Origin of the sequence: Sinomicrobium oceani (genome assembly GCF_900119185.1) — a bacterium.
Taxonomy (GTDB): Bacteria; Bacteroidota; Bacteroidia; order Flavobacteriales; family Flavobacteriaceae; genus Sinomicrobium; species Sinomicrobium oceani.
This window is the reverse complement of record NZ_FPJE01000015.1, coordinates 78521-95256: the sequence shown is the minus strand read 5'-3', so window position 1 is coordinate 95256 and position 16736 is coordinate 78521. Positions and strand designations below refer to the sequence as shown.

The window sequence follows — 16736 nt, the reverse complement described above, 5'->3', positions numbered from 1 at the left end:
GGTTGTTGGGGTTAACTGATATCCGGATTTTCCGTGTACTGTTGCCATAAAGTCTCGAGGTCGTACCCGGTCTCCTTCTGCCAGAAAGCATCGTTATATGTAGCATTACGCATGTTTTTATCGAGTTTTGATAGCATTCCTTTTTTGTAATTCAGGGAAAGCCAAAAGAAAAAGCGGGCCGTTATCCGGTAACTGTCCGTATAATGCTGCCCTTCTTTATACTCCGGTAGAGACCAGCCGGCACCCTTGTTATCGACGCCGTATATATAACGGACATAATCTGCAATGCCCTCGGTAATCCAGCCGGGACCGCTTCCGGAAGGATAGGCCTGTACGAGGTGCATTGTTTCGTGAGTGATTACATCGAGATCTCCGGGTTTTTTCCGGAGCCATTCCGAACTGATCGTTATTTTTCCGTTGTGGGCATATGCCACCCCGGTATATGCCGTATCGATCCGGACTTCCACGTCTTTTACAGCGTTTCGGTTGAAGGTTTTAACCAGTTTGGGATAAACTTTAAAAAAAGTACGGACCAGTCCGGCCTGGACCTTCGGATTCAGTTCAGGGTCCTCATTGATGAATACCAGGGTCTTCCCCTTCTTTTTAAAAGTTTCGGATTGCTGAGCGCCCAGTTGTAGGGCCAGTAAAGATAGCAGGCTATAAGCAAGAATTTTTTTCATTATCATTTGTCAAGGGTTTAAAATGGAACCCGGAGTGCAAAAGATGCCCTGCCGGGTTCGCTATATAGAAAAGAATCGGGTTCAATACAATGTTACCATCCTGTGTTTTGCTGAAGAGCCGGATTAGCGTCAATTTCTCCCTGCGGAACAGGAAAGAGATAATGTTTTTTTGTGAATACTCGTGTTTCGAAAGTAATGACACGATAAAAATCCGCTTCGTCAGTAGCGTTGATATCCATACTGTGTACAGGGCCATGCAGGGCATTTTCTGCCTGTTTCCAACGGATAAGGTCAAAGTATCTTACGCTCTCCAGGGCGAGTTCCACCCGGCGTTCCCGGTGTATGGCCTCTCGCATGGCATCCTGCCCTGCGGGCTGTGGTAGTCCGGAAGAACCGTAGAGGGGAATACCGGCACGTTCTCTGATCAGATTGACATATTTCAGGATATCCGGGTTTCCGGGCTCGTATTCGTTCAGGGCTTCTGCATAATCGAGGTAGATCTCCGCAAGCCGTATCATAGGAATGGCCCTGCTGGTCGATCCGTCGGGAGCAATATTTTTCCTTGCAATATATCCCGTCGGTGTATAATCGTTACCTCCGCCCGAGCCCTTCCCGGAATTCCCGGAATACCAGGTTGTGGTGATGACATCACCATGGTCCCTGTTCAGCCAGAGCGAATTATTGAAGGTAACATTGACATAGAACCGGGGTTCTCTGTTTGCCCAGGCCGCGAAGATCGTCCGGCTCTGATCGTCGTAAGGAGTTTGAAAATCGGTAAACCCCGAAGCCTGGTACCCGGATTCGGGATCATCGATAGGTCGTCCGTTTTCCGTGAAGAAGGCATCGACAAACTCCTGGGTTAGCCCTAATCCGCCAGCCCCTTTAACCCTGCTGTCTGCCCCGGCATGGTACGGGGTACAATCGTAATTGAGGTAAAAAGTTCCCCGCGGCCGTTCGTAGATCATTTCCGGATTCCAGTCCCGTAACATCACATTTCTGCAGGAGAGATAGCCATTGACAGAACCATCGTCGTTATATTCCTTGTATAGCGAAAAGGTGCCGGGCACAAATTCGTCGATAAAAGCTTTGGCGGCATCTGCTGCTGTTTTCCATTTGTTGATGTCCGGAGACTGTGGGATCAGGAAATTACCTTCTTCATCCGTTAATTCCGCATAATCGGTATTGCCGTTAAAAATAGGGCTGGCCGCAAACAACAAGGCTTTTTCCTTAATAGCCATTGCAAAAGGCCGGCTCATCCTTCCTGCATTTCCGCCTTTGAAGTTGATCCCTTCCAATGCCTCTGCGCCGGTATCCAGCTCGCTGACTATATAGTTTACCACTTCATCTATGGTATTTCGTTTGAACATCGAAACATCGGAGTCTGCATTGGTCGAGGCATCACCGAGCAAAATTACGGGACCCCAGGAGCGTAATAGGGCGTAGTAGAAAAAACCCCGGAGCACATGGACTTCCCCGGTATATTGTTTGATATTTGCCTCCGTACAATCCCTGCAGTTTTCTATATTCTCTATAAAGGTAGAACATTCCCGTATGCCGCGATAAAAATTGCTCCACAAGGTGCTGATATTCCCGGTTGTCGGATTCCAGTCACCTATATTCATATAATTGGACAGGGGGAATGACCATACGTATTCTCCTTCGTCCGAAGCCCCGGTCCACGGACCTGAGTTCTGGGTTGTGGTATAACGTTGTGCGTACTCATTGGGAAGTCTTCTGTATATTGCAGCGAGGTATTCTTCTGTCGTATTCCTGCTGGAAAAGGTCTCTTCGAAAGTCAGTCGGTCATCGGGGACCTGATCCAGAAAGTCGTCATTGCATGAAAGCACCGCGCCTCCGATCGCTATGGAAACGATCAGTTTTTTCATCTTGTTATATGTGAAATACATTGTTTTCATAATCGGTTAAAATTGAAGGTTAACACCCAGAGAGCATACGGAAATGTTGGGGTATGCACCCCCGTTGGAGGTATTTAATTCCGGGTCCCAGAGTTTAAACTTGGTAAAAGTCAGCAGGTTGGTACCCCTGAGGTAGAACCGGGTGGTTCCGATATGCCATTTGTTGGTCAGGGTTTTGGGGAGCGTATAGCCTATCTCGGCAGATTTTAAACGGAGAAAATCTATTTTGCGAAGCCACCAGGTACTCTCCTGGGTATTGTTGTTTTGTCCTATACCAGAGGCTCCGAAAGACAACCTCGGATACATGGCATACGGATCATCGTTGTCGGGCGTCCAGCGGTTGACAGCGATATCGTACAGGTTACCTCTTCCACCATCGCCGTTAAAAGGTATGATGCTGTTCCCCGAGATGACGCGTGAAGCATGGAACTGACCCTGGAAAAATACGCTGGCGTCAAAACCTTTGTAGTCTCCGCCAAGCCCGAACCCTATGGTGAGCCTGGGTACATCCCCGTCACCGATAAGCTGCCTGTCGTAGGCGTCGATCTGTCCGTCACCGTTCAGATCTTTGTATTTGACATCGCCGGGCTGTATCTGCCCGTATTGAGAAGGAAAACCATCTTCGGTAGTAATATAACCGTCCCCGTCTTTATCATCTTCGAGAGTGAATAACCGTTCGGCGACCAGGCCGTAAATGCCGAGGATAGGATTGCCTTGCCTGTTGAGCCATGTATGAGGCTGTTCCGGCTGACCGTTTTGTATGATCTTGTTTTCGTTGTATGAAAATGTTCCCCGGAATGAAAGGTTGAAGTCCCGGATCGCGGTATAGTATTCGACCGTACCATCGACTCCTTTATTTTCGGTTTCCCCGATGTTACCGAACGGATCGGAGACCAGCCCGATATAGTTGGGAATGTCCTGCCTTTGCAGGAATGCGCCTGTGGTGTGTTCCTTAAAAAAGTCTACGGTCATTTTAAATTTGCTGTTAAACGCATTGAGCTCCAGTCCCAGGTCCTGCTTTCTGGACTCTGCCCAGGTAACATCTACTCCCTGGTAGGTTTCCCTGATCCCGTTACGGAAATTTACATTTTCACCGAAATCAAAACCGTAGTCATTGTCTTCTTCTACCTTACTGAGGTACGCAAAGCGTCCGGCTCCTGAGGCACCTCCCACTTTACCATCGGAATACCGGATCTTTAGGAAGTTGATCGTTTCGCTTATCGGTTCGAAGAATTTCTCATTAGAAACGACCCAACCCACGGCTACGGAAGGAAAGAAGCCGTAACGCCGGTCCGGGGCAAAATTTTCGGAACCGTTGTATCCTCCGTTCAGTTCCAGAAAATATTTACTTTCATAAGCATAAGTTACCCTGGCGGCAAATCCCTGGTTACGGAAAGGGATAGATTCGGTGAGGTCGCCGGCAAAGGCATTGACATAGTCCGTACGGTTAAACAGCAGCAGGCCTCCGAGGGTATGGGCTCCGAATGTCCGGTTATAATCTAAGGAAGCCTGAATATAGAACCTCCGGTTACCACCATTTTGTCTGCGATATCCGAGGTGGTTCTGTCCCGGATAAGTTTCCTGGAGGTTCGGGCTGCCGTCATCGTTATAGGGGTTGGCAATATCCACGTAATACGTACTTTCCCGCTTGGAGCGCAAAATGTTGTGAGCATTATAGGCATCAAAGGCGAACATACCGTTAAAGGATAAGCCTTCTGTAAAGAAATCCAGTTCCTGTGTAATGTTGAGGTTAGAATAGATCTGGTTTCGCGTGTCTGTACGGTAGCCGCTTCTGGTAACCAGGGCATATGGGTTTTTGAGATCTCCGTTGGGACTGATCCCCGGAACAAAATCTCCGGGATACATGACGGGGTACTCTACGGGAGGTACCTGCATTGCGGCATTGAATATCTCGTTGACGACATCTCTTGCGGAATCATCTTCACCTCCGAGAATTCCGGGGTATCCGCCTTCCGAGATGTATCCCTGGACCCCGAGGTTTACTTTGGTTGTCGGGGTGATATCTACCGTGAGGTTTGAAGTCACATTATACCGCTTAAATCGTGTTCGGGCATCGTCGTTTTCCATGCCATCGGTAGTAAATAATCCGGATTCGTCGTAATAACTTAGCGATACGTAGTACTGGGCGTTCTCGGCACCTCCGTTGACATTGACGTTAACCTGCCTGTTTCTTCCGAAATCTTTAAACACCTGGTCCATCCAGTCGACATTCGGGTATAATAACGGATCTTCACCCGAGGCAGTGCGGTCTATGGTTTCCTGGGAATACCTGGGAGCGAGCCCACGGGTCGTATTGGCCTCATTGGCCAGTTTCATATAGGTAATGCCGTCGGCCAGTTCGGGTACTTTGGTGAAGAAAGATATGCCTTCGTTATAATCGGCCTGAATAGAAGGTTTTCCTATTTTCCCGCGTTTGGTTTCGATGAGTACTACACCGTTTGCTCCGCGAACCCCGTATACCGCTGTTGCAGAGGCATCTTTGAGGATGGTAAAGGAAGCGATGTCCCTGGGGTCTATATTGTTCATGGACCGTTCCACGCCATCTACCAGGATGAGAGGGCCGTTCCCGGCCGAGGTAAAGGTAGATATCCCCCGGATCCAGATATCCGCACCGTCATATCCGGGTAATCCCGAGCGTTGTACTCCAGTTAATCCGGCAACACGACCTGCCAGTACGGTACTGATGTTGGATACCGGTTGTTGGAGCTCCTCGACATTTACAGAGGTCTGCGCCCCAACGACACTGATTCGCTTTTGTTTGCCGAAGGCTACGGAGACTTCCACTTCTTCGAGTGAGTTCACCTCTTCCGTAAGAGCGATATTTACCGTAGTATCTACAGCCGTTATCTTTACGGATTGAGAGGCAAACCCGATGTAGGAAAACAGTAAGGTGTCTCCCCCGGCTGCTGCGATGGCATATTTACCATTTTCATCGGTAGTAGTGCCTGTACGGGTACCTTCTACCAGAATGGTAACTCCCATCAGGGGAATTCCGCTGCTGTCTGTGATAGTTCCCGTAATAACCCGCTGTACGGGCATTTCCGCATGGTAAACAGGTTGCGGGGCAAACGCGATTTTTTTGGTCAGTACAATTTGCCTGTCGATAATTGTAAAAGTCACCGGACTTCCCCGGAATAACCGTTCGAGTATAATTTCTACAGTCTCCCTTTCGGCTTTTAAGGAGATCCTCTCGGAGAGATCTATAACTTCCCGTTCAAAAAAGAATTTGTAGTCGGTTTGTTTTTTTATTTCCTCCAAAACCTCATTTAGTGTTACGTTCTGCAGGTCAAATACCAGCTTTTTCTGTGCAGGGGCGGAGGAAGCCGTAATCTGGAGCACCACGAAAAATAGCAAAAGCAATGATATTTTCATTCTCAGGTAATTAATTTTCATAATTTTGATAGAACTTATTCAATGGTTAGTCACTTTAATTATTAATAAGTAGCTGAGGGAAATGTTGGCGCATTTCCCTTTTTTCAGGTAATACCTCCCGTATTATCCGAAAAAAGTGTTTGTAAACAGGTTATGGCATAGGCAATAGGGTTTCATGTTCTTTTTTGTCGGCATCGGGCAGAATGGTAATAACATTGCCATTTCTTTCGTACGAAAAAGGCCTGCCGGTAGCAAATACTTTCAGCACGTCATTTACACTTTCCTTGTGGATGTCGAAATCACCGTAAAAGCGGGCGTGCTGTAGTTTTTTATTCCGGTTAATGATCTTCACATCATAACTTCTTTCAATGGTTTTCAGGATATCCCCGAACGGTTTGTCCACAAAACGCATCTTACCGTCTACCCAGGCGATATGATCTGTGACGGTCACCTGTTGCACCGAGAGCTGTTCCGACGCCCTGTTATACGTGGCTATCTGGTTCGGTACGAGTTCACGTACGGTTCCTCCCTCCGAACGTACTTTTACCCCTCCGCTGACCAATACGGTATGTAAGAGGGAGTCTTCGGTATAGGCCGAAATATTAAATTCTGTTCCCAGGACTTTCACATCGATTTTTCCTGTGCGAACGATGAATGGACTTAGGGAATCGTGCCGGACAGTAAAATAAGCCTCGCCGTCCAGAAGTTGTACGATTCTTTTTTCACCGGGGTGAAAGGCTTCCGGATACCTGATCCTGCTTCCGGAATTGAGCAGAATACGAGTACCGTCGGATAAGATAAGCTGAAACGTTTTAGCTTTAGGTACATTTAATACGTTGTGAAGTACGGAGGTTTCCCCCGGCTGTGATACATGGTCGTAGTGAAGGGTGTTTTTTTTCTGAGATACAATGGCCCTGCCGTTATTGCCGGTGATGATATTCACTGTACTCTCGTCCAGTTCCCTTACGGAGCCATCCTCGAGTTGTAACGTTATTTTAGGGGTGTTGCTTTCGGTGGTATGGTGAAAGAGATACCAGCTGTACCCGGTGATCAATATCCCGGTAAGTATGGCCGCATAGCGCATCCATGGCCGGATCCGGAGTGCTTTTTTCGGTTCGGGTTTCATGCGTTGTTTTAGCGCCAGAAGTGCCTTTTTTTCGTCCAGGTCACTTGTTTTCAGGGCGGTGGCCTCATGGTGGATGTCTTTCAGGTGCAGTAAGAAAGGTTTTAATCCCGGATCGTCACGGAGTTTTTTCACCAGTAACCGTCGTTCTTCGAAGGTCAGCGGATGGTTCTGGATCACTTTGAGGTATATTTTTTCGATATCCGTATGCATTTTTCAGTTGGTTCTTTACTAAGAGAGTCAAAAAAAAGAGAATGATGTGAAATCGTCGTTAATTTTTTTTAAAAGCAGGCTCCGGGAATCGAAGTGAGACCGGTTATTTATCGTATCCCTGCCTGAAAAATCAGTTGGTTTCGAGGCAGATATCCCTGGTGAGCAGCAGGAGAAAGAGAGAAGGGTGCAGTTGTTCCCGAAGTAACCGGAAAGCTCGCGTCATGTGTGTACGCACCGTATTGATCGATACACCGAGGTCTTCTGCGGTCTCTCCGTAGGTTTTTCCGTATATGCAGCAATGGGTGAAAACCTCCCTGCACTTCTCCGGGAGGTTGTTGATGGCTGTATAAATAATTTCCTTTCGGTCGAGTTCTCTGTACAGAGGGAACTCCTGGAAATTGTCTTTCAGCGATTCGTCCGAGACCATTTTTTTTGCCCGGTCGAGATGCTTCAATGCAGCGTTTCTTATAGCGCGATACACATAAGCAGAAAGATCTGTGGTGATGGAGAGATAGCGTTTGTGCTGCCAGAAATCCAGAAAAAAATCCTGCACGATATCTTTGGCCAGATCAGGATCTTTAACAATGCTGTTTGCCCATAGCAAAACGTGATTATGGTAGCAAGAAAAAAAGATATCAAAAGATGCTTCACTCCTCTCACGCTGCAAATCGTGTAAGATATCTTTCGGCGACTTTTTCATCGTTTAAAGTTGGCATGATGACAAATATAGTTATTTTAGTTACGTAGCAAACAGGTGGTGCTGTTTTGCATATCGTCAGAAGAAATACATTTTCAGGGATTAATTCCCGGAAAATTAACACATAAATCTCATCGTTATGAAAAAAATAATCTTATTGGCTTGTTCGTTTTTCGTGTGTTTTCTGGTGTTTTGTCAGAGTCCTGCGGTCGATGAAGTCGCTGTGCGGGGCTTTGCCATAGCAGCTCCTGCACGTGACGGAGTAGGTCGTTTTGTGAATTTTATAAATGAAGAACTGGCCTTTTACCGGATAAATACTTTAATCCTGAGGGTCGATTATAATTACCGGTATACCTCACATCCGGAGCTTGTCGGTGAAAGTGCGTTATCCGCGACAGATGTAGAGCAGATTGTGAAAGCCTGTCGGGAACACGGCATACGCATTATTCCGCAAATCAACCTTCTCGGACATCAGTCCTGGGCCGGTACCGTAGGAAAATTGCTGGAAGTATACCCTGAATTTGACGAAACTCCGCATGTCAACTTACCGGAAAACTATGAATGGCCAAATCCCGATGGTTTGTATTGTAAGAGTTATTGTCCGCTACACCCGGAAGTTCATGATATCGTATTTGCACTGATCGATGAAATCACCGGTGTTTTCGAAGCGGATGCATTCCATGCCGGAATGGATGAAGTGTTTTATATCGGCGATGAGAAATGCCCGAGATGTGGCGGACGTGACAAAGCTGTGCTCTATGCAGAAGAAGTAGCACGGATAAGAGATCATCTTTCCTTGAGCGCCAAGGAACTCTGGATATGGGGAGACCGGCTCATCGATGGAAAAACAACGGGTATAGGGATGTGGGAAGCGAGCATGAACAACACACACCGGGCCATAGATATGATCCCCAAAGATGTGATGATCTGTGACTGGCACTATGAAAGAGCAGACCCTACCGCAGTGTACTTTGCCGTAAAAGGGTTTAATGTGGTCACCTGCCCGTGGCGTAAAGAGGATGTAGCGGTAGCACAATTGGACCAGTTGCTGACAAACAGAAAAAATGCAACCCCGGAGATGCGGGATCGTTTTCGCGGTTTGGTCCATACCGTATGGACAGGGACAGAAAACTTCCTGGATGCGTATTATAGCGAAAAAGAGAATGAGGATAAGCCGGACGACCAGGTAACCTGTTTTAAGACATTGTTCGGAGCTATACGGAGAGTTCGGGGTGAAGAAACCGGAACCAAACGCATCAGAGATCGTCGATAAAAGTAGGGTAACTGTCCGATTTGGATTTGAGTATTTTCTTTATAAAATCTCTGCCCGCTTCATTTCTCACATCGATATTCACATGGTAGTCATCTTTGTGAATAGCGTATATACTTGTGTTTATCTTGTGTATCGAAAGTTTGTAATAGGGAATAAGAAACATATACTTGTTCATCGCGGCAAAGAAACGTAAAATGATTCCGCCGGGCCTCAGTTCCAGGGTACACGACGTACTGTGCGATTTGTTGAGAATAATGAGATTGTGAAGTTTGACGGAAGACGATATGATATCCATCTCAGGGGAATGCACACCTCCGATTTTTACCCTGTCCGCAATGGTGCAGGGCTTTCCTACGATCTTTTCAATTTTTTTCTTGTTCCCGATCTCGTTACGGGAGGCGCAGAGGAGCATGAATTTTTCTTTAAAGATACGCTTTTTTCGAATACTTTGACAGGTAGCTTGCCATCAGAAGTAACAACCGTGAAAGGGTGGGGAAGGGATGTAGGCCCTTTTTTTGATCCCGAAGACGGTCCGACGGAAGCAAATATGCGAAATCTGGCACCTAAAACCTAAAGTCTTTTTATCTTTGCGGGCCTGTACAGGAAAAAAATACGCAGATGGATATACAAGATCATATTACAGCCCGGGTCAGGGAAGCCGTTAAAAAAATATTTGATGCCGATCTCGAAACGGTAGAATTACAACCTACCCGTAAAGATTTTGAAGGAGATATCACCGTAGTGGTATTTCCCATGCTGCGCCTGTTAAAAGGCAATCCGCAGGCCATAGGGGAGCAGATAGGAAGCTATCTGGAGACGCATGTGGCCGAAATAGACAGGTTTAATGTGGTGAAAGGATTTCTGAACCTCGTGATCTGTGATGATTATTACCTGGATTTTTTTGGAAGTATCCGCAAGCAGGAGCAATACGGGTATGTCACTCCCGATCCGGAGGGGAAAGCCGTCCTGGTCGAATATTCTTCGCCCAATACCAATAAGCCGTTGCACCTGGGGCATATCCGGAATAACCTTCTCGGATATTCGGTTGCGGAAATTCTGAAAGCTGCCGGAAAAAAAGTATACAAAACCCAGATTATCAATGACAGGGGAATACATATCTGTAAGTCCATGCTGGCCTGGCAGAAATTCGGGAATGGAGAAACCCCGGAATCTACCGGGTTAAAAGGAGATAAGCTGGTAGGGAATTACTATGTTATTTTCGATAAAGAATATAAAAAAGAGATCGAAGAGCTCGTTGCCGGAGGAATGAACAGGGAGGAAGCTGCCAGGCAGGCACCGCTCTTGTTACAGGCACAGGAGATGCTCCGCAAGTGGGAAGCCGGCGATGAAGAAGTAGTGAGCCTCTGGAAAACGATGAACCAATGGGTGTACGACGGTTTTGATATTACCTACAAAAATCTCGGTGTCGATTTCGATTCCTATTATTATGAGAGTGATACCTACCTGTTGGGAAAAGATGTGGTGGAAGACGGGCTGCAACGCGGTATTTTTTACCGTAAGGAAGACGGCAGTGTATGGATAGACCTCACAGATGAGGGACTGGATGAGAAAATTGTGCTTCGTGCGGACGGAACGGCGGTGTATATGACTCAGGATATAGGTACTGCAATTCAGCGGGTTAAAGATCATCCTGATATCGGTGGGATGGTATATACGGTAGGTAATGAACAGGATTATCACTTTAAGGTGTTGTTCCTTATCCTGCAAAAGCTCGGTTATGAATGGGCGAAAAGCCTGTACCACCTCAGTTATGGTATGGTGGACCTGCCCAGTGGAAAGATGAAGAGCCGTGAAGGGACGGTAGTCGATGCCGACGATCTCATTGTGGAAATGACCAGGACCGCTGCAGAGATATCCGAAGAGCTCGGGAAGCTCGATGGTTATTCGGAAGAAGAGAAAGAAGAGCTTTATCGCATTATAGGTTTAGGTGCCCTGAAATATTATATCCTTAAAGTGGATCCTAAAAAGCGGATACTGTTCAACCCTGAAGAGTCCGTTGATTTTGCCGGAAATACCGGGCCTTTCATCCAGTACACGTATGCCCGTATACAATCTATATTGCGAAAAGCGGATGAAACTGCGCACCATAGCGACATCAAAAATATCGTGCTCCACGAGAAGGAAAAGGAATTGCTGAAACAACTGGAAGCCTTTCCGGCCGTTATAAGCAGTGCTGCGGAGGGTTACAGCCCTGCAGTTATTGCCAATTATACCTATGATCTCGTCAAAGAATTCAATTCTTTCTACCAGAACGTTTCCATTCTGGGAGCTGAAGAAGAGACCAGCAGGGCATTCCGGGTGCAATTGGCAGGAAAGGTAGGAGAAGTTATTGCATCAGGGCTTCGGTTACTGGGAATTAATGTTCCTGAGCGCATGTAGAATTTTTTCCCGGAGATCAAAAAAAGAACCGCCTTGCTTGGGACAAGGCGGCTCCACAGTTAACCATAGATGAAAACTAATCCCGATGATTATCGGGGGCAATAAAGGGCACTATTGCATCTTTGATATCTTCAGATGAAGCACTGGTGTCCATGTCGAACAGTACCTCATAGAGTCTTTTGTCATTGGCTTTGGGCAGCAGCTTCAACGTGGTTTTTCGGGCAAATATGGCATCCCATTCCCCGCGCACTCTGGCCCAGTACTCCTGGTTTTCTTTCCACCATTTTCGGGCAGGGTCACATCGGGCATCCTCCGTTTTTCTATAATAATTCATTCCTTTTTCCTGGGCGAGAACCTTGTCTTCTACCTGATCGTTACGGACAATCTTGTCATTGTCCTGTTCGTGCAACCAGCCATAAGAAGTAATTTCCTGCCTGTTGGTCCTCCGGGTTACATTATAATCATTCCTTTTGGTGTGTTCCCGGCGGGGTAGCGGAGCATCTGTGGTGTTTTCCCAGTAATGCTTACCGTCTGTATGTATCCACGTGGCCGTGCCTTCATAGCGCGGACTGTCATCGACCTGGTAAACCTTTTGTGTCCATTGTCCCCGGACCTCGTCCTGCGGAAGCTCCCCGTAATTCCACTGGTTGTCTTTATAGTAGGTATATAACCCTGTGTTTTCATAAAGCCAGTCCTGTCTCCAGTGTTTGATAATCATTGTGTCGTTGATGATAAGCAGATGTTGCAGAACGATTTTGTCATTACTTTCTTCCACGGGAGTTACCCATTCCAGAGCGCCGGACCTGTAACGATCGTGGAATTTATAATTCTTATCCGGTGCAAAAGTCTCGGCAAAATTAAAAGCTACCTCATAACAGCCGCACATGGCTTTTATAGCTTCGACATCTTTCTCTTTAGTGTCTTGTGCAAGCCCGGATATCGTAAATCCGAGTATAAATAGGAGGTGTAGCCAAAAGGAGTTTTTATTCATAATTGATGATTTTAATGAGTATGAGGTTCCCGTATTATCCCGCAAAGAACCGGGACAAATTTAATAAATTAATTTAGATTGAATAAAAATAAATTATATATTTGCTTCAATATTATTGATATTTATTCTTAATAAAAATAAAGATGTTCCTTAAAGTCACACATATCATATTTCGTTTGATTCTCGGTGGAATGCTGACATACGGTGGGATTGCAAAATTTACCAAACCTGTTCCGGAGCCGACACAGATGATCGAACAGGTACAAAGAGGAGAGGAACTGGGAGACAATATACCGGTTTTGAAAATCCGAAATTATATTTTCGGGATGAAACAAACGGGTTATTTCTGGCCCTTTCTCGGTACTGTCGAACTACTTGCGGGCGTATTGTTGCTCAGTCAGGTTTTTGGGATTCTCGGTGCTATAATTGCTTTACCTGTTACGTTAAATATATTTTTCTTTCACCTTTTTCTGGAACCGGAACACATCAGGGAATTGATACAGACCGGCGGATTACTCCTCATAAATATTTGGTTATTGCTGGTGTCCTATCCCCGTTGGAAATCTGTGGTTTTGGATAAGGTATGGTAGGGACAGAGAAGATAAATGCCAGTTTTATACGATAATGATTATACGTTTACCTCAACATATTACATACTTTTTTACAGCAATACTCCTGCCGATATGTGTCATGGGGCAATCCGGTGCCGATACCACTTCTGTTAAAGTGAATGAGCTTCAGGAAGTTGTGGTAACCGATCAGTTCAGGAGAGGGAATGTCCCGGCAAAACTGTTTCCGGTGAGTCGTATAGACCGGCAGACTATTGATAATATTGCCGGTAATACCCTGGCCGATGTTTTACACTACTCCCTGAATATCAACGTAGTTCCGGATCCACAGTCCGGACGATCTACCATACGTATGTTTGGCCTGGACGGCGATTATGTGAAGATCCTGATAGACAATATCCCCCTGGTGAGCGATAACGGTTATGGCAATAATATAGATGTCACCCAGATCAATCTGGACGATGTGGAGCGTATTGAAGTTGTGGAGGGGGCCATGGGAGTGTTGTACGGAGATAATGCCGTGGCAGGGGTAATTAACATCGTAACGAGGAAAGGGACAGAAGGAAAGTGGAAGATACGGGCTGCTCTACAGGAAGAAACCGTAGGCGGAGAGTATGACTGGTCTGAGCAAGGCAGACATATTCAGTCGTTGAACATAGGACATAATCTAACGGACAGGTTATATGTATCAGCCGGATTTAACCGTAATGATTTTCAGGGTTTCTTTAATAACTACCGGGGGAAGGACTATTTTAAAGTTCAGGGCAGCAGTGTAGTCAATGACGGACTACGGGGACATGAGTGGTATCCGAAAGAACAGTTGAACCTCACCGGTGGGGTGTATTATACGGCTCCGGGGATGAGCCTGTACTATAAATTCGGGTATTTCGATGAAGTCCTCGATGTATATAATCATGCTATTAATGCCAGGGTAGAGAACAGCAATTATCGCATTACGGCCAATGACCGTCAATACAGTAGTTCCCGGTTTATGCACCAGTTGTACGCCGATGGAAATCTGTATCACATGAATTATATGCTGTCGCTTTCTTTTCAGAAACAGGAAAGGGATAACAGGAATTATGTGTACGATGTAGGCGAGCGACGGGAACAGGAAGTGATCACTGATATTAAAGACCAATCCAGTAATCTTCTGTTTTCGAAAGGAACATTAAGTCGTATATTTTCGGGTTCCGGTTTTTTTGATCTTACCATGGGCTATGAGTTGACCAACCAAAGAGGTTATGATGCCTCCGCAAGCGGATATTCATCCGACATCGTAGAGAACAGGTTGGAGAATTACGATGTATTTACATCGTTGCACATCACTCCTGCAGCGCGTTTTTCCCTGTATCCTGGAGTACGTCTCAATAATAATTCGATGTACGATAATCATTGGATATGGAGTGTAACCGCTGCGTATGAATTTAAAAAAGACCTGACATTGCGTAGTGTTTTAGGATCGGCCTACAAAACCCCGACCTTCGAGCAGTTATTTTACTATTTCGTAGATGCGAATCACAACATCCAGGGAAACCCGGACCTGAAACCCGAAGACGGTATATCGGCATTGCTGGCTTTGGAAAAAGAATCCGAACTTAAGGATGTCAGGCTTATCAATGCTTTCAAAGGGTTTTATTATGATATCAGGGATAAAATAAACCTCACCCTGGTGAATGGAGACAATTCCTCCGGAAGCTTCCGTTATATGAATCTCGATCGGCACAGGATCCTCGGTGCGTCTCTGGAAAATACATTGTATTATAACCGCTGGAGTGCTACATTAGGATTGGGCTACACCGGGATTTCCCAGCAGGCATCCGGAGAAACCGATATGCGGGATGATTACTTGTTTACCTATACGGCAAATGCTTCTGTAGGATATACTATTCCGTCGATACATACCACCTTTTTTGCTCAACTCAAATACAATGGCAAGCAACCGCAATATGTCCAGCAGGCGACGGATGCCGGTGATCCCGTATACGTAAAGGGCGAACAGGATGCTTTTACCTGGCTGGATGCCAGTGTCCGGCGATCCTTTTTTGATAGGCAACTCGAGCTTACGGCAGGAGCCCGGAACCTTCTCGATGTGGTCAGTGTAAACACTACGGCCATAGCAGGGTCTGCACACGGGGCCCCTCCGGGAAACATATTGCTGGGGTACGGCCGGTCTTTTTACCTTAAACTTTTGTATAATTTTAAAATCTAACCTCAATATGAAACGAATTTTTATTTCTCTTATTTTTATGACAGGCCTGCTTGTAACCGGGTGTAGCAGTGATGATGACGGTACGGGTGGGGGACCGGAAATCCCGGCAGTAGAATCTGCTACTGTCGATGTGGAATCCGGTGGCCCCAATCAGCCCAACCAGGTATATATAGACCTGAGTACTTCCAATACTACCGTAGTGAAAAGAGATACCTGGGAGCTCGGGTTTTACTGCGGTTCACAGCACAGAGTTTTTCTTAACAGCGCTATTCTGGCGACTGCTGCGGAACTTCCCGGCTTTACGGATATCGATGCTGTGAACAGCAGCACCGTTTTTGAGAGTTCAATACCTCTCAAAGGCCTGAATGCACAGTTCCAGTTGACGGAGGTTAGCGTAAGCGGTGTCGGGGAACTGATTGCAGGACTTCCGTTGAGTTATTATATGTATGGAGATCTGGATAACGGAATTTCATTTACCGACACCAAAGAAGGAGAACCGGGAGGTACGGCTATCGCTGAAATTTCTACAACAGCTTCGGACAACAATGTGTACATCATATCCGCAGGAAGCACTATCCCGACAGAGACACCGGACGCAGGAGATATACTGACGACCGGGGAACACCGCGGATTTTATAAGGTAAGGATATTAGCGGACGGAGAGGATTATATACTGCAATATGCTGCACTGGATGCTAACGATCACGAAGAAGTGGTCATATCCAAAGATGACAGTTATAATCTCAAAGCTTTTAGTCTGGTAGAGGGTAGTGAAGTAAGTGTAGAGCCTGCCAAAGCGGACTGGGATATTAATTTTACCAGTGTTTATTCTTATTACGGCAATATGGGAGGATTGGTAGCAGGGGCAGCCTACTCGGATTACGCATTACATAATACCCTTGGAAATGTAGGGCTCTATACCGTTATCACCAAAGAAACGACGGACGGTGAAAGCGTAGAAACAGGTGAACCTTCTTTTGAGGCATTTACCAAAGCCGATATCAGGGAATCCGAATTCGTATATGATGACAGGGCGATTATAGGCAGTGACTGGAGGCAAACAGCAAGTTTCGGAGGGTCGGCCCAGGTAAAGGATGACAGGTATTTTGTTGTTAAAGATGCTTCCGGAAATTACTATAAATTACAATTTACCGCATTTTTGAATGCCTCGGGAGCAAGAGGATATCCGCAGTTTAAATATGAATTGCTCGACGAATAGAACCATTATTATTTTGAAGTTAGTTAGTTTTTAAGTTTTTTATTTTTAGT

At 46.1% G+C, this 16736-nt stretch carries 12 protein-coding genes; 5 read left to right on the top strand and 7 right to left on the bottom strand.

Annotated features, from left to right (window positions below):
• Nucleotides 1-11 precede the first annotated feature (11 nt).
• The 5 genes from BT112_RS14195 to BT112_RS14175 all read right to left on the bottom strand — a co-directional run bounded on the left by BT112_RS14195 (nt 12) and on the right by BT112_RS14175 (nt 8025).
• On the bottom strand, nt 12-680 hold the full coding sequence (locus tag BT112_RS14195; RefSeq protein ID WP_072318095.1) for a basic secretory protein-like protein: 669 nt from the start codon (nt 678-680) through the stop codon (nt 12-14).
• 92 nt (nt 681-772) lie between these two features.
• The gene (locus tag BT112_RS14190; protein ID WP_072318094.1) at nt 773-2566 is read right to left on the bottom strand and encodes a RagB/SusD family nutrient uptake outer membrane protein; all 1794 of its coding nucleotides are present in this window, start codon (nt 2564-2566) and stop codon (nt 773-775) included.
• 36 nt (nt 2567-2602) lie between these two features.
• The gene (locus BT112_RS14185; protein ID WP_072318050.1) at nt 2603-6010 is read right to left on the bottom strand and encodes a TonB-dependent receptor; all 3408 of its coding nucleotides are present in this window, start codon (nt 6008-6010) and stop codon (nt 2603-2605) included.
• Nucleotides 6011-6140: 130 nt separating this feature from the next.
• Complete coding sequence (locus tag BT112_RS14180) at nt 6141-7325, bottom strand: FecR family protein (protein WP_072318049.1); 1185 nt, start codon at nt 7323-7325, stop codon at nt 6141-6143.
• A gap of 130 nt (nt 7326-7455) precedes the next feature.
• The gene (locus tag BT112_RS14175) at nt 7456-8025 is read right to left on the bottom strand and encodes an RNA polymerase sigma-70 factor (protein WP_072318048.1); all 570 of its coding nucleotides are present in this window, start codon (nt 8023-8025) and stop codon (nt 7456-7458) included.
• A 136-nt stretch (nt 8026-8161) separates the two neighbouring features.
• On the opposite strand from BT112_RS14175, the gene BT112_RS14170 reads away from it, so the two are divergent.
• A complete protein-coding gene (locus BT112_RS14170) occupies nt 8162-9295 on the top strand; it encodes a family 20 glycosylhydrolase (RefSeq protein ID WP_072318047.1) in 1134 nt (377 codons plus the stop codon).
• Here BT112_RS14170 and BT112_RS14165 read toward each other — a convergent pair.
• Nucleotides 9279-9707, bottom strand: a complete 429-nt coding sequence (locus BT112_RS14165) for a hypothetical protein (RefSeq protein ID WP_072318046.1) — start codon at nt 9705-9707, stop codon at nt 9279-9281. The genes BT112_RS14170 and BT112_RS14165 overlap by 17 nt on opposite strands.
• A gap of 206 nt (nt 9708-9913) precedes the next feature.
• On the opposite strand from BT112_RS14165, the gene argS reads away from it, so the two are divergent.
• The gene (gene argS, locus BT112_RS14160) at nt 9914-11695 is read left to right on the top strand and encodes an arginine--tRNA ligase (protein WP_072318045.1); all 1782 of its coding nucleotides are present in this window, start codon (nt 9914-9916) and stop codon (nt 11693-11695) included.
• Nucleotides 11696-11771: 76 nt separating this feature from the next.
• On the opposite strand, the gene BT112_RS14155 is transcribed toward argS, so the two are convergent.
• On the bottom strand, nt 11772-12686 hold the full coding sequence (locus BT112_RS14155; protein ID WP_072318044.1) for a DUF6607 family protein: 915 nt from the start codon (nt 12684-12686) through the stop codon (nt 11772-11774).
• Nucleotides 12687-12829: 143 nt separating this feature from the next.
• On the opposite strand from BT112_RS14155, the gene BT112_RS14150 reads away from it, so the two are divergent.
• Genes BT112_RS14150 through BT112_RS14140 form a run of 3 tightly spaced genes read left to right on the top strand, consistent with a single transcriptional unit; the run spans nt 12830 to nt 16686 of the window.
• A complete protein-coding gene (locus BT112_RS14150; protein ID WP_072318043.1) occupies nt 12830-13276 on the top strand; it encodes a DoxX family membrane protein in 447 nt (148 codons plus the stop codon).
• A 34-nt stretch (nt 13277-13310) separates the two neighbouring features.
• Nucleotides 13311-15467: a TonB-dependent receptor plug domain-containing protein gene (locus BT112_RS14145; protein WP_072318042.1), complete on the top strand. Its 2157-nt coding sequence runs from the start codon at nt 13311-13313 to the stop codon at nt 15465-15467.
• Nucleotides 15468-15474: 7 nt separating this feature from the next.
• Nucleotides 15475-16686 (top strand): HmuY family protein, encoded by a 1212-nt coding sequence (locus BT112_RS14140; RefSeq protein ID WP_072318041.1) that lies wholly within the window; start codon nt 15475-15477, stop codon nt 16684-16686.
• Nucleotides 16687-16736 lie beyond the last annotated feature (50 nt).

Coding starts and splice junctions, on each gene's coding strand:
- BT112_RS14195 (WP_072318095.1), bottom strand. CDS start 680: ATGAAAAAAATTCTTGCTTATAGCCTGCTATCTTTACTGGCCCTACAA.
- BT112_RS14190 (WP_072318094.1), bottom strand. CDS start 2,566: ATGAAAAAACTGATCGTTTCCATAGCGATCGGAGGCGCGGTGCTTTCA.
- BT112_RS14185 (WP_072318050.1), bottom strand. CDS start 6,010: ATGAAAATTAATTACCTGAGAATGAAAATATCATTGCTTTTGCTATTT.
- BT112_RS14180 (WP_072318049.1), bottom strand. CDS start 7,325: ATGCATACGGATATCGAAAAAATATACCTCAAAGTGATCCAGAACCAT.
- BT112_RS14175 (WP_072318048.1), bottom strand. CDS start 8,025: ATGAAAAAGTCGCCGAAAGATATCTTACACGATTTGCAGCGTGAGAGG.
- BT112_RS14170 (WP_072318047.1), top strand. CDS start 8,162: ATGAAAAAAATAATCTTATTGGCTTGTTCGTTTTTCGTGTGTTTTCTG.
- BT112_RS14165 (WP_072318046.1), bottom strand. CDS start 9,707: ATGCTCCTCTGCGCCTCCCGTAACGAGATCGGGAACAAGAAAAAAATT.
- argS (WP_072318045.1), top strand. CDS start 9,914: ATGGATATACAAGATCATATTACAGCCCGGGTCAGGGAAGCCGTTAAA.
- BT112_RS14155 (WP_072318044.1), bottom strand. CDS start 12,686: ATGAATAAAAACTCCTTTTGGCTACACCTCCTATTTATACTCGGATTT.
- BT112_RS14150 (WP_072318043.1), top strand. CDS start 12,830: ATGTTCCTTAAAGTCACACATATCATATTTCGTTTGATTCTCGGTGGA.
- BT112_RS14145 (WP_072318042.1), top strand. CDS start 13,311: ATGATTATACGTTTACCTCAACATATTACATACTTTTTTACAGCAATA.
- BT112_RS14140 (WP_072318041.1), top strand. CDS start 15,475: ATGAAACGAATTTTTATTTCTCTTATTTTTATGACAGGCCTGCTTGTA.